10 protein-coding genes are annotated in these 14987 nt (G+C 37.7%); 1 reads left to right on the forward strand and 9 read right to left on the reverse strand.

Annotated features, from left to right (window positions below; all coding sequences use genetic code 11):
• Positions 1 to 49 precede the first annotated feature (49 nt).
• The 9 genes from tssM to M5F03_RS01660 form a co-directional block, all read right to left on the reverse strand.
• Positions 50 to 3883: a type VI secretion system membrane subunit TssM gene (tssM, locus tag M5F03_RS01620; RefSeq protein ID WP_249706132.1), complete on the reverse strand. Its 3834-nt coding sequence runs from the start codon at positions 3881 to 3883 to the stop codon at positions 50 to 52.
• Positions 3884 to 3911: 28 nt separating this feature from the next.
• Positions 3912 to 5357, reverse strand: a complete 1446-nt coding sequence (locus tag M5F03_RS01625) for a hypothetical protein (protein ID WP_180133785.1) — start codon at positions 5355 to 5357, stop codon at positions 3912 to 3914.
• 2 nt (positions 5358 to 5359) lie between these two features.
• Positions 5360 to 6352, reverse strand: coding sequence for a type VI secretion system baseplate subunit TssG (tssG, locus tag M5F03_RS01630; protein WP_180095180.1), 993 nt, complete (start codon positions 6350 to 6352; stop codon positions 5360 to 5362).
• Positions 6316 to 8124, reverse strand: a complete 1809-nt coding sequence (gene tssF, locus M5F03_RS01635; protein WP_180102273.1) for a type VI secretion system baseplate subunit TssF — start codon at positions 8122 to 8124, stop codon at positions 6316 to 6318. Before tssF ends, tssG begins: the two co-directional genes overlap by 37 nt.
• Before the next feature lie 15 nt (positions 8125 to 8139).
• The gene (gene tssE, locus M5F03_RS01640) at positions 8140 to 8616 is read right to left on the reverse strand and encodes a type VI secretion system baseplate subunit TssE (RefSeq protein ID WP_078190770.1); all 477 of its coding nucleotides are present in this window, start codon (positions 8614 to 8616) and stop codon (positions 8140 to 8142) included.
• A 70-nt stretch (positions 8617 to 8686) separates the two neighbouring features.
• The gene (locus M5F03_RS01645; protein WP_078190771.1) at positions 8687 to 9190 is read right to left on the reverse strand and encodes an Hcp family type VI secretion system effector; all 504 of its coding nucleotides are present in this window, start codon (positions 9188 to 9190) and stop codon (positions 8687 to 8689) included.
• A gap of 48 nt (positions 9191 to 9238) precedes the next feature.
• A complete protein-coding gene (gene tssC, locus M5F03_RS01650) occupies positions 9239 to 10723 on the reverse strand; it encodes a type VI secretion system contractile sheath large subunit (RefSeq protein WP_180050798.1) in 1485 nt (494 codons plus the stop codon).
• A complete protein-coding gene (gene tssB / locus M5F03_RS01655; protein ID WP_078193364.1) occupies positions 10716 to 11219 on the reverse strand; it encodes a type VI secretion system contractile sheath small subunit in 504 nt (167 codons plus the stop codon). The genes tssC and tssB overlap by 8 nt, the downstream gene beginning before the upstream one ends.
• Positions 11220 to 11234: 15 nt before the next feature.
• Positions 11235 to 11846, reverse strand: coding sequence for a hypothetical protein (locus M5F03_RS01660; RefSeq protein WP_180023731.1), 612 nt, complete (start codon positions 11844 to 11846; stop codon positions 11235 to 11237).
• Between the two features lie 457 nt (positions 11847 to 12303).
• On the opposite strand from M5F03_RS01660, the gene tssH reads away from it, so the two are divergent.
• Positions 12304 to 14976: a type VI secretion system ATPase TssH gene (tssH, locus tag M5F03_RS01665; protein WP_249706142.1), complete on the forward strand. Its 2673-nt coding sequence runs from the start codon at positions 12304 to 12306 to the stop codon at positions 14974 to 14976.
• Positions 14977 to 14987 lie beyond the last annotated feature (11 nt).

The raw sequence follows: 14987 nt of genomic DNA on the forward strand, positions 1-14987 counted from the left end.
TCCTTGTTCTTTTGCACGAATGCCACCGCTCTCATTTTTAAATTCATCATCATGGTGTTGCTGTTCCTTGTACAACACTCATCGGTGAAGTCGCTGGTGGCGCTACAGGCGCTTGTCCTGCAGGCATCGTTTGCGCTGCGACGACACGAACACCTTTATTCGTCACCACTTGATCAACAAGAGTCATACCTGAATAGCCTGAACCTGTAGTTGGGCCAGATGCGTTACCACTAATTAAACGGAAATTTACTTTAACAAACACTTTTGGATTTTGTTTGCTACGCCACACCATTTCAAATGAATTACCATTTTGTGTACGCTGAGCGCCTTCAATCAATCGGTTAATACCATATTCACCCGGCTCATCAAAAATCGTATGCGTTTGACCTTCCAAGTCAATTGCAGTAATACGTGCACCCGGAATTGCCCCTTTATTTGGCCAAACGAAGTTCACCCATTGCTGAACACCGTTTTCATACACCATACGCTGACCATCAATATCAATGGTATATGAAAGCAACTGTGTATTTTCTAATGGGAAGAACTGGAAGTTCGATTGATTGGTTGCCGCAGGTGCTGCTTGACTCAATTCCCCTGTAGCAACGCCATTACTTGGCGCAACATAGCGTTGGAAGTTCGCTACAAATTGTGGATTTAAACCAATGCCCAAATCTTTCCATGTTTTCGTGGTTAAGGTATAGCCTCGACGAATCACCAATGGATCCAAATATTCTTTTACAAAGCGAGCGATACTTCCGTTTTCACCAAAAATTTGGCTAATTTCATAACTGGTCGCTTGTAAAGTAGCATTGCTATTAAATGGATATTTAGGCGCAAGATTGGTTGTAAATGGTTGATACGCCTGCATTGCCCACAATTTATTTATTTCGTTTTGAGCAGGTATCAACAGAACTTCAAATGACTGGGTCACTGGCTGCATAAAGAGTTTTTGAATCAACTGTTGATCTAATTCATTTAGACCCACAGACATTTTTTCATCTACGAATTTTTGTGTGCTATTAAAGACTGAGCTTTGATCATTGATGGTTTGTTTCACCAATGTCATGCTTGCAGGTCCCATATCACCGCCACTCTTCAAATCATTGAACTTACTACGTACTTGACTCAAAGACAGCATGTATTCATCTAAAATAGATTTGTTTTGCTGATCATCACGCTTACGAACTAGTTGATAGAACACATCAAATTCTTTTGCAATAACACCTTGACCGGCTTTAGAAGCAACTTGCTGTGCCTGCTGCGCATCATCACGGCTGAGGACTTTACGTTTAAACCACGCAATAAAACCTTTCTGAGGCGCAGCCAGTTCTGCTTGAACAATTGGATTATCCCAACTGGTTTCTTTCGCAATACGGTCCACCACTTTACGAATTGGCGAATTCTCAGGTTCACCTAAAATATCGATAAAACGTGACTGCTGAGCAACATCTGCACCTTTTCCATAATGCACAGCATTTAAAAATTTACGCCATTCAGCGATATATTCCTGCTTATAAAGTTCGGTTAACTGTTTACTGATCTGATCTGGACTACCACTAAACGTCAGGTCATCAGAGCGATTGGTATTGAGTACCCAATCTTGGGTATCTGTCGGATTATTCGCAGCTTGGTTAATCGCATCTTTTACATAATCATTCCATGCTTGGTAAGTAAAAATACCCGGCAAGGCATAACTACCTAACATGCTGTTTTGGCCTGTTTCACCTAAAATTTGCTTCACAGTTACTGCAGGGAAACGTACCGAACCACGCATTTTAATTTCATTATAAACGCGGTCACGTGCAGGAATACCCATAGTAACAGCCGTCAATAATTGACGTGTTTGATCAACCAATAAAGGATCAGATTCCATTTGCGGGAACGCAGGATCAGCAGCTAAAGTCATCGCATAAGATAAAACTTGTTCAGCTTTTTGAATCATTTCCCCACGTGGCATTTGACCGCGATTTGAATCTAACCATGAACGCCAGAAACGAGTAACTTGGTCACTCAAATGGCTCGATTCCATATATTTATGATTGCTCATCATCAAATAAGCCTTCAGTGCATTATATGCATCCTGAGGGTTAGTATCTGATGGTTCTAAATAGGGCTGATTTGATTTCACAGCTTGAGTTATTTGCACATTGACGTGATTTTCTTTCAACGTCGCTTCATTGGCTTTAACGCGTTGTAAGTACTGCGCCATATTTTGCTGAGATGGTGCCAATACAATTTGTTGAATACCACGTAAATACTCAACTTTAAGTTTTTCACGGATTTTATTCCCTTGGTATAAACCAAAGCTGTATTTCAAAGGACGATCTTCATCAAAATGATCGAGTTGTTGTAAATGCCCTTGTAATATCAGTAATGCATCCAATTGAGTCGAAAGCTCACTTCCGCTACGGCTTTCCATTTGCACAACTTTATCTAGGTCTGCCTGAACTTCCGCCACGAGTTGTTGGTTATTACGATACGACCAAACCCACAACCCAAGCACCACAGCAACCAATAACAATGCAGCAATAAATGCCATAAAGCGCTGACGTTTACGTGCAGGATTGATATGTTGTTTAACTAGATTTTTATCTTTTAAAATGACGGTTGAAAAGAGTCCTTTTAAGAAATAACCATGGTCTTGCGAAACAGAATTCGTAGGAATGCCAAACTCACTATCCGTACTTTTCACCAAATGAAAGTCTTCAGCGATTTGCTCGGTCATTGGACTTTCAATCACACCTTCTTGTAACGCACTGGTGAAATAGAACCCACGGAAAACTGGTTTAAACTGATAAGGGTTGTCTTGAAACAACGTACCAATAAAAGTTTTTAACACTGGCTTTAAACTTTTAAACTCAAGTGGAAATGTCATTACACTTGGAGAAATATTTTGCGAATGACGACGACTCAAGTGCGTAGTACTGACGCTCTTCAAACCATCGTATAAAATTGAATAATGCTTTTCGAACATCTCAACGGCATGCTCAGATGAGTCTGGATCATAAGGCAGTGTTGCACCCCAAACTTGATCAAATTCATCCTTATCATAACAATCAAAAAATTCAGTAAAGCCGGCAATCAAATCCATTTTTGAAAAAACGATATACACTGGCGCAAAAATTTCTAAACGTTCAGTCAAATCCTGTATACGTGCGCGTAAGTTTTTGGCTAATTTGATTGATTTTTCAGGACTTTGACTGACAAGCTCAGCCACAGAAACAATCACGATTAAACCGTTAATTGGTGCTTTAGAACGGTTTTTTTTGAGAATATTTAAGAAACCTAACCATTCTGAATGGTCTTCGGCATAAACAGAATATCGACCTGCGGTATCGAGTAACACACCATCTGTAGAGAAAAACCAATCGCAGTTACGTGTTCCACTTAAACCTGCTGACACCATTTTCTGATGAGTTTCTTCAAATGGAAATCTAAGGCCAGAATTATAAATCGCTGAACTTTTACCCGCTGCTGGGTTACCAATCACCATGTACCAAGGTAATTCATATAGCGCTGCATTACCCTTTTTGTCGCCAAGTTTTGATTTACGGATAAGTTGAATCGAGTCTTTCATTTGCTGATTGATCAGCGCAAGTTCTTCTTTATTCTTTTGTTTGCCGTATTCAGCTTCATTATCTTTGGCAATCGCCTCAGCCAGCTCTTCGCCTTGCTGTTTATGACGATAATGCTGCACTAATTCATAAATACCCCACAGAATTAATCCGAGAATATAAACAGCAACCACAATGTAAAAAGTCTTTTGTGGAATCGAATTATGCATAGCCACAATGGCCACAAAAAATGACAAAGCCACCATCGCTTTAGGATTGGTGACGTACTGCCAAACATAACCGAGGATCGTATAAAATAGTGTGTTCACAATGTTCTCAATTTCGTCTTAATTCTAATTAAACAGTTTCTTGTTCAAGTTCATCTTCTACTGAAAATGCTTGAATAAAAGCAAATGTCGATTCTTGGTCTGTGCTATAAATCATGGCAGTTAACTCTTCTGGCAAGTGCATACCCAACATGAATCCAAAAATTTTTGCCAATTGCTGGGTATTTCCAAGATTCTGTTTTGTATATAAAAAATGATAGGTTTCAATCGCGGTTTCATTAAATTTATGCTGTAATTTTTTCACCACTTTCATATCTGTTGCATCATCTAACATCAATAAAAAGGGTTGTTCTTGATCATACTGATCTAAATTATTCAGTGCTTTAAGCTCTAAATTACGTTTCAACTCAGGCTCATGTGCCACCACTTGTAGCACTTTATTTGGAGTTAAACCTCGAACTTGAACGTCTGAAGCAGCCAAACACCAACTCGATGCAAACTCTGCAGCAATGTATTTTTCTTGTAACCACATCTTTTCATCAATCCATTCTTGGTCGATTTCAGAGTCAGCATTCAGAATCAAACTGACTTCAAACTTTTGTTTTGAAATCATCTCTAAAATGCTTAACCATTCTGAATAAGCGACTTGAGTGCCGATAAAATGTGGCTCGATATGAATTTGTTCGGGAATGATCGAAAATCCGTCAGATAGATATTGCTGAATAATTTGAGCATAATCATCATTCCATTGATGAATCAAATTATCAGCAAGCAAAATATGAACATTTATACGATTTAGACGTGAAACTTGCTGTGCATTGTTCGCCAAATGTTCTGGATGTTCATCTTGCGTATAATCTGGATCCACCCAACCCGGATGCATACGGTACTGATATGCCAATTCACTATCATAAAAGAGTGCTGATTGCTTCAGATGCTCTGCAATTAAAAATAGACTTTCAACGTGTTGCTCTAGTTGTTGCTGAATAAGTGACTGGATTCGTTTTTCACGCATGGTGATGGCACTATATTCATCATCTGCTTCTTCATTAGTGAGTTCATCTAAATCTTTGATTCGAAATGAAAGAACAGGCAAACCGTATGCATTAAATAACTTATCATCGAGTTCAGGACTTTTGAATTGTTGAATATCTTGGATAATTTGTTCGTTTTCACCAAAACTATGCCAAGCCGCTGAAGAATAAACATTTAAACGAAATTGCTGTACATCAATAGGCTTCGGTTTTGCTTGTTCAATGGCCTCAAGTTGTTGTTGCTCAGCTTGTTCTTCTGCACGTTTTTCAGCTTCAAGTTTTTTTTCTTTTTGATGTTGAATGCCCTTGTAAAGCAAATAAGGCGACAAAATAATTGCACATAAAGCTAAAGGAAGAAGTAAAAAGTATGTGACTAAATCGAAAGCCGTCGGATCATAGCCTGTATCTCGCCAGTAAAAAATCACGAAAGCAGTACACAAAACAAAAAGCGTACTAAAGGTTCCAATTATTAATTTCAGCATTATTATGCATTCCCCATTAAGGCATAACAGGTTTCTGTATTATCGACCTGTTTATTCGGCTGTAAAAATGCTCCCTGAGCTAAACCAATTCCGCTCAAAGAATTTAAACACACCGGTTTTATTTCTTCTTTTTGTAAAATTAAGCGCACATCCACCATTAATGTTGGACTACACCAAGTTTGAATCATTTGTTTTAATTTTAGGCTGCGTGCCTGATTCGGTAAAAATGTTAAATAATCTTCATGATTTAAAGGTCCAATCACGATTTCAATTTTTTCGTCAATCTGTTGAATCTTCTCACCACAAAAAGTATTCAGCCCCAATAAGCTCGGCTGAGATCCACCTAAACATGTTCTCTGATCTTCTTCAAATACAAAAGTTTCAGGGATAAATTCTCGAATATCAAATTTCTGCTTAAAGATACAATTCAGCATGGTTTTTAATGCATAAGCTGTATTGTTTTGCCCCTGCATTAAACCTGAGAATTCAGCAAAATAATCATCTAAATCTGGCTGATCATGCTGGCTACTGATATAACCATTTAATGCATGTAAAATATCAAGATAGTGATTATCCTGCTCGATTTCATAACGAATAGGTAAATGATAATTTAAACTGGCATCAACATAATGTGCTGTTAATTTATGATTAAACAGCCCTAAAAACTTTTGTGTTTCGTGTCGCTGATGTCGCCCGCTGAGCTTAATCTTATTGGTATAACTATAAGGTAATGCACCTTGAATACCCGTTAAACCCACCATTAAATTTGTCAGTTCAACTTTCTCATCGTTGAACTCTAAACTTTCAATTTCAGTGTTCGGGAAGTTCAAATTAAGTGAACTATTAAACTCAAAGTCATTGGCCCAATGGACTTGAGCTGCTCCATAAGGTGCATGTCTTAACAAACGAGTAGCTTGAACAAACTCGTAGGCTTTCGGTTCTTGGAAAAGTCCGTCAATTACAGAGCTTTCTTGCCACCAACGTTCTGCACGCATTGGTATAACTCCTGTTGACTATTTGCATCAAAAACCGAGACATCGACAAAGCTGTTCATATTGACTTTTAAATTAAAGATATGGGCTAGCAATTGACTAAATATATACAGGCTATGCCCTCTAAATATATCCGCATCGATATCGAGCTGTACTTTTAAACCTCTGACAAATAATGGAAACGGTTTACTATCTACAAGTTTCTGTGTGGTAGAAAACTGAATATTTTTTATGGAGTCGATAATAATTTGGTTTTCTTTCGATTTAGGTAAATTATACAATTCCAAAAGTTCTTTAATATGAGAGACCGCATCGCCTTTCATTAAAGACATATTATTCAAAGATAAATGTGAAATGACCCGCCACTGTTCTTGTTTATTTTGCTCAAAATAATACGGTAACGACGGTCGTTTGAGCATCAGAGCACGACGGGCCAAATTACTATCATTCAGAGTTAATGCATTTTGATCTTTATTATAACTTTCGTAAGGTAACTCACGATTACTACATAGTAGTTCAGTACTAATAAAATCGGACTGAGTGCTATGTGGGTCTAAAGCACGAGATATGATTGAATAGTTTAATTCCTGATGTTTATTCTTCATCTGCTGCGGATTTAAACTATAAAAAAACTGGACTTTATCCTGATGATAATGACTCATTGCAAAAAAAGGCAGTACCGGATAATACACTTCATCTTGGTTACTTTTTTCACGCACCATATTCATTTTTAAAATGCTATAGGCTTGAAAATATTCAGGATGGTGTGCATCTGTCACCAATGGATATTCCATTCGCTTATGATTAATCTTTTGCGGCTCTGCTTGTTTATTGAAAAGATTAACAATTGGTGTAGCAAACAATTTAAAATTTGCAGCATTTAATTCAGAATAATTTCGAATCGCTGCTTGATCATTTAAATTGAGTTTAAAGTGCATTTGAACATCAAATTCACTATGTTCTAAACTTAAAAACTTAATGAAATCTAGATTTAGATTTAAAAAATTGAATTTTTCAGGAACACAAAAATATTCCATCAATAAACGATATGCATGATGCGTATGTTGATCGATAGGTAGAACACTTTGAACTTCATCAAAGCCCATAATTTCAAATGGATTGGCAATATCAAAAATGTGCTGCCCTACACGAATCGAAAAACTTGTAGTGGATTTAAAAATACTATCCAAAACCTGCAAAGGAAAATTAGAAATAGCGTCTAAAAAGATCGGCAAAGTTTCATTTTTGAGTAAAGCGTGCTTATTCGAAAAAATTTCAAATCCTAAGCTCAATGTGGCATTTTGATTTAAATGCATATGTGCCGATGGATGAGTTTTGAAATTGAGCTGTTTTAATTGAATCGGTAATAATGTGACTTCTTGTACCGTCTGATATTCACATTGAACACCGCGCGTACTTTTGGCTTTTAGACTGGTCGCCTTTGGAATAACGTGTCGATCTGTTAATTGCTTAATTTTATTTATATCTTCGAAGCTCACCACAGAACATGCAGGAAATGGTTTTAAATATTGAGGAAACATCACCTCAAAAATTGATCGGGTAAAAACGTCATAACTATCTGCAAGTTTTTTATCAATCCGTGCAGAAATTAAAGAAAAGGCTTGAATTAAACGCTCAATATGCGGGTCATCTATTTGTTCTTGGTTTAAAGACAAACGCTGGGCGATTTTGGGGTATTTACTGGCAAACTCACGGGACTGTTGTCCAAATTCCTGTAGTTGTTTTTCGTAATACGGTAACAGCTCTTCAATCACAGATAACCCACTTCATTAAGCTCTTGGAGAAATAACATATTGTTGTGTTGTTGGTTTTAATAAGGCATCAAAAATAACTGGTTCGTATAAAGGATGAATATTTAAATATGCCTGAATACTTAAACATAGTGCCCCCATATTATGGCCATCCATGAGCATTTCGACTCGAATCTGCTTTAAACGCGGTTCATGTGCAGCAATCGATTGTTCAATTGACTGACAAATTTTGTCACGATCCGATGGATTTGCTGTCGATAAGCCCACAAAATCGATAATGCCAAACTGCAAAATAGACTTTTTTGCTAATGGAAAGTCATCAATCAGTTCATCTAACTTTGCCACCCGACTATTGAGGAGATCCTCTAAATCGGAAGCAACAGATTCACGAAGTTCTTGCAAAGACAGACCTTGAGTCTGCTGAGCATCTGCTGGTAATAAGCGGTCAAATAAAGTCGTTCTAAAACCATAAGGATAAAGCTGATCGAGATTCATATCTTCTTATAAATATTTAAAAAAATGAAAATAGAGGCTACCCAAGTAAGCCTCTATCTGAATCCATCTATTACGCTGCGTATGAAGCAGTGTTGTTAGATAATGACCACTTCTTAGTAACAGCACCTTTCGCAGTACCGTTAATATCTTGTTGGTTATATGTCCACTCTACTGCAGCATATTTCAAACCAAATGATTCGTGTGGAACACCTTCATCATTTACAGTTGGTGTCACGCTAGAAACCAACACATGTTTCAGTTTGATTTGAAGATATTTAATGCGTTTGTCGCCATTCGCACGGTAAAAATCAATTTGAACTTCATCAAATGTATAACCTGCTGAACATGCTTCCCAAAGTTTAGGGCTTGTCGCATCTAAATCTTTAACAAAAACCATGTCAGAATGTTCTACACGTTCTGCGGTGTGACCACCCACACTTGAAGAAGTCGCAGATTTAGGTTGACGGATGTTATGCGTCCAAGAGTTAACTTCTAACCAACTCTTGTGCTCTGCATCACGAGATTCGCCGTCTACTTTGTACTTACCACGAAATTGAATGTATATATCTTTCATTGTTCTGAATACCTATTTATTTAAAGTTATTATAGTGTTGACCCAAAATTAATTTGAGGACTGAGGTAACTCGGTCACAAGTCGTAATGAAACTGACAACTCATCCAACTGGAAATGTGGTCTTAAGAAAACCACAGATTTGTAGTGACCAGGCAAAGCTGGATTTTCTACAACTTTTACAGAAGCTTCACGCAATGGATACTGAGCTTTAGCTTCTTGAGATGCACCATCATCGAGTAATACATATTGCGATAACCATTCATTTAAGAAGGTCTCAACATTACCCGCTGATGCAAAACTACCCACTTTGTCACGCATCATTGCTTTTAAATAATGTGCAATACGTGAAACTGCCATGATGTATTGGATCTGGCTAGACAATGCAGAGTTGGCATTTGCTGTATCGCTATCATATTTTTTAGGTTTTTGCGTCGATTGCGCACCAAAAAATGCTGCATAATCCGTATTTTTGCAGTGTACCAACGGAATAAAACCAAGATCACTCAGTTCTTTTTCACGACGGTCAGTAATGGCAATTTCAGTTGGGCATTTAAAGACCACTTCGCCATCATTGGTTTTGAACGTATGGACAGGCAAGCCTTCAACTAAACCACCACCTTCTACACCACGAATCGCAGCACACCAACCATGCATATCAAAAGCATTGGTTAGACGTGTACCAAAGGCATAAGCCGCGTTCATCCATAAATATTCATTGTGGTTTTCGCCGGAAACTTCTTCAACGAAGTTAAAGCCTTCAGTGGCAATACCTTCTTTTGGATCATATGGCAAACGACCCAATACACGTGGCATTGTCAATGCAACATATCGTGCATCATCACTTTCACGGAATGAACGCCATTGTACATATTCAGCGGTTTCAAAGATTTTAGAAACATCGCGTGGACGATCAATATCAGTAAAAGATTCTAGACCCAACATATTTGGGCTTGCAGCCGAAATGAACGGTGCGTGTGCAGCCGCCGCGACATGTGAAATTTGCTCAAGCAAATACATATCAGATGGTGTACGGTCAAACTCAAAGTCACCAATCAATGTTGCATAAGGCGCACCACCGAATGATCCATATTCTTCTTCATAGATTTTTTTGAACAACGTGCTTTGGTCAAAATCGGTCGCACCTTGGAAATCTTTAATCAATTCTTTTTTCGTCGTATTTAACATACGAATTTTTGTTAAAGAATTTGAAGGTGTTTCTTGGCAGAAATAATACAAACCACGCCATGTCGATTCAATTTTTTGAAATTCAGCATGGTGCATGATTTTACTTAACTGAGATGAAATCAACGCATCAATTTCAGCAATACGCTTATCAATTGATAAAGTCATATTGTCTGAAACGGTGATGGTACCTGCCATCACTTCTTTAGCAAGTTCACCAATCAAACTTTTTGCACGATCATGTTCTTGATCTGTACGCGCGATACGACTTTGTTCGACAATTGAATCTAAAAGTGAATATTCTTCGGTTGCTTCAACGTTTGCAGCAGTAGCAGTATTATAATTACTCATTTTCTGCCTCCACGCTCAACTTACGAATTTGATCAGTGTTATGTAACACTTCATCCAATAAATCTTCTAAGCGTTCATTATTTGAAATTTTATTACGCAAGTCAGACAGACGCTCGCGCGCAGCAACTAACTTTTGTAGTGGATCAACCTGTTGTACAACTTGCTCAGGAGTAAAATCGGCCATGCTCTTAAATGTAAGATCTACCGACATTTTTCCACCATCTTCAGTCAAGGTATTTTCAACTTGAAAATTAGCACGTGGCGCTAAAGACTCCATGACTTCATCAATATTATCTAAATCAACATTAATGAATTTCTTGTCTTTTAATTTGGTTTTCTCTACTTCAGATGCCGCTGAGAAATCACCTAACACCCCTACAACGAATGGTAATTCTTTAATTTCTTTACCGTCGCCAACTTCAACATCGTAAGTCAATTGAACACGAGGAGGACGAATTCGTTGAAGTTTTTTCTGTACACTTTCACGTTTTGCCATGAGTGCTTTTCCTTGTTATTTATTTTTTAATGTATCGAAAGGTGAACCACTGGCAGCAGGTTTTTTCGCTGTAGTCTGCGTTTTTGCTGTAGTGGTAGTTTTCTTTTTGCTTGCTGCTGTAGTCGTTTGTTTAGACTTGGTAGACGCTGTATTGGTTCGTTTTTTAGCTGGTGTTGTCTGTTTAGATTTCACATTGCTCGAAGATTCTGTACTTTTTTCACGAACATCTGCTGCAGCAGACGTAGATTTATCAATCGTCGGCTGAATATAACGAATATTATCCGACAACACTTTGGCAGGAGAATAGGTCTGTTCATCTAGAGTACGATTTTCATTACTCCGCATATGATTCAGCGCATTATAAGAAATAGCGATACCTGCTAAAAAAGTAACATCAGTAAGTTCAGGCGACTGATAGTTCTTTTCTCGTAGCAGATTGACCGCTTGCAATGCTTTTAAATTGTAACCATTAGCTTGATATTTTTTGGCAATATCTACAAAAATTTCATTTTTTAAGTTCTCATTTTTCTTATTTTTTTTGTCACATAACTGATTATAAAAACCAATAATCTCTGGATCTGTATCACCTACTGCCAGTGGATAATCCTTTAAACAGGATTTTTTCACAGATGCCGCTTTATCTTTTGCAAAAACGGTTTGTGTTAAACTGGCTGCTAAAATTATAGGTAATAAAACACTAAATTTATTCAAAATTGCCTCTGTATTTCTACGTGCTAAAACTTAATTTATGTGGAGAAATCACCACTTATTTTCCCGCGGGTTTTCTCTTCATTTATCAAAATTAAAAATATGCTGCAGATTTAACAAAAAATAAGCACATAGAGTCAACACAAAAATGTGCCAAATACTCCAAAGTTTGTTGACTATTTGTTTTTTTTTGTTTCATTTTATAAAAAAATCTTTTTCCTTTTTTTATTTAGTCTGTATGATATCGCCTAAAGCAAGACACTAATAATATATAAGGTGTTGATTTTAAAGTTTTTATTTTTATAGCAAGAAAAAAGAGATCACAGTCAAACTTGTAAAATTTTGTACTGTGGATTCTAAATTTGATGAGTTATTTATGAATAATTTAAAAGTTTTAATTACTAAACTTTCACCTCACGCCCGCATTTCACTCGAAAAGTCAGCCAATACATGTATTTCACAGCAAAATTATGAAATCGAAATTGAACATTTTTTACTCGAATTATTAACCTATAACAATAAAAATGACCTTCAAATACTCTTAGAAAAATACAAAGTTTCTGCAGATGGTTTGGCAGATGACCTCAAAGAAAGTATTGCTCAACTTCCAAAAGGAAATACGCGCACTCCTATTTTTGCCCAATCCATTGTGCGCTTACTTGAACAAGCTTGGTTATTAGCATCTGCTGAACAAGATCCACAAATTCGTAGTGGTCATTTACTTGTTGCGCTCCTTACCGCGCCAGATTTATACCAAATTGCAGCAAGAGCTTCTTCTCTATTCGATTTATTACCTATCGATACGATTAAACATAAATTTTTAGATCTTTGCCTAAAGAGCATTGAAAATGAAGATTTAGCAACTGCATCACCAGATGAAAAATCAGCAGCACAAACGAATGCAACTACGCCAGTTAAAACACCAGCTCTAGACCAATACACCATTAATCTTACTGAAAAAGCTAAAAATGGTGGCATTGACCCTGTGATTGGTCGTGAGTTTGAAATCCGCTTAATGCTCGATATTTTGATGCGTCGTCGTCAAAACAATCCGATTTTAACGGGTGAGCCTGGTGTTGGTAAAACGGCCGTTGTTGAAGGTCTTGCATTAAAAATTGCAACCAACCAAGTTCCAGATGCTTTAAAAAATGTCAGCATTCATACTTTAGATATGGGCTTACTACAAGCGGGTGCCAGTGTTAAAGGTGAATTCGAAAATCGCTTAAAACAAGTCATTCATGAAGTTCAAGCCTCTGCACATCCAATCATTTTATTTATTGATGAAGCACACACGTTGATTGGTGCGGGTGGTCAAGCAGGTCAAAATGATGCAGCAAACCTGTTAAAACCGGCGCTTGCACGTGGTGAGTTAAGAACTATTGCCGCAACTACATGGGCTGAATATAAGCAGTATTTTGAAAAAGATGCCGCATTAAGCCGACGCTTCCAAGTAATTCAGGTTGAAGAACCGACTGAAGAAGTCGCAATCGATATGCTGCGTGCCATGATTCCAGTGATGGCAAAACATTTCAATTTACAAATTGACGATGAAGCTATCGTTACTGCAGTCCATGCTTCGCACCGTTATATCACTGGCCGTCAATTACCTGATAAAGCGATTAGTGTCTTAGATACAGCTTCTGCGCGTGTTGCGTTAACGCAAAATGCACAACCTGTAAAATTGGATCAACTTCAAGCTCAATTACATAATTTGAAGCTTGAATTGGCGATTCTTGAAAATGAACATAAGAATATTCCGATTCACCACGAACGCATTGAAAGTGTAAAAACACAATTATCCGCGCTTGAACAAGAGATTCAGTCAACAGAAACGCAGTGGAAAAAAGAACTCGAAATCATTCAACAGATTAAAACGCTTGAACAAGAGTCCGAGCAAAAACCAGAAAATATTGAAACTTTAAGCAATATTCGTAACCAACTGGCAACTTTACAAGGTCAAACGCCGCTGGTTTTTGAACGTGTAAATGCTCAAATTATTAATGAAATCATTTCAGACTGGACCGGCATCCCTGTTGGTAAAATGGTGAATGATGAAATTCAGCAAATTTTGAAGCTTGAAGCACAGTTAGAACAACGTGTGATGGGTCAAGATTATGCACTGCATCAACTGGTACAAGGCATTAAAACCTCCAAGGCAAAATTGGAAGATCCAAATAAACCTCAAGGCGTTTTCATGCTGGTTGGCCCAAGTGGTGTGGGTAAAACCGAAACTGCACTTGCGTTAGCAAACGAGTTATATGGTGGTGAGTCTCATTTAATCACCATTAACATGTCTGAGTATCAAGAAGCACATACCGTCTCGTCTTTAAAAGGTGCTCCTCCAGGTTATGTCGGTTATGGCCAAGGTGGCGTACTGACAGAAGCAGTTCGCCGAAATCCATATAGTGTGGTTTTGCTCGATGAGATTGAAAAAGCACACAGCGATGTTCAAGAGCTATTCTACCAAGTATTCGATAAAGGTACTTTGGAAGATGGTGAAGGTCGTGTCATTGACTTTAAAAATACCACGATCTTATTGACTTCAAATGCAGGTTCAAGTGCCATTATGCAGGCTTGTTTAAATCAGCCAGTAGAAGAATGGCCGTCAGCAGAAGAACTTCTAGATGTATTAAAACCAGCTTTATATAAACAATTTAAGCCGGCATTTTTAGGTCGTATGCGTATCGTGCCGTATTTCCCATTGCACGATGATCTGCTCGTACGCATTATTCAGCATAAATTAGGCAAAATCACCGCGCGTATTGAAAAACAATATGGTACGCAAACACGCTATACCGATGATTTAGTCGAATTATTATTAAGTCGCTGTACTGAGGTCGATAGTGGTGCGCGTAATGTCGACAACATTTTAAATGCGACGGTCTTACCTGCTTTAGCCACTGAATTGTTGATGGCGATGAGTGAACAAAAGATTCCATCAGTCATTGAAATCGATGTCAAAGACGATGAAATTATTTATGTTTTAGATCCTAAAAGTAAACCTGCGAAAAAACGCAGCAGCAAAAAGACTAAAACCTTAGAAGCATAAGTTAGGAACGA

This window comes from Acinetobacter amyesii, assembly GCF_023499985.1.
GTDB classification, from domain to species: Bacteria; Pseudomonadota; Gammaproteobacteria; order Pseudomonadales; family Moraxellaceae; genus Acinetobacter; species Acinetobacter amyesii.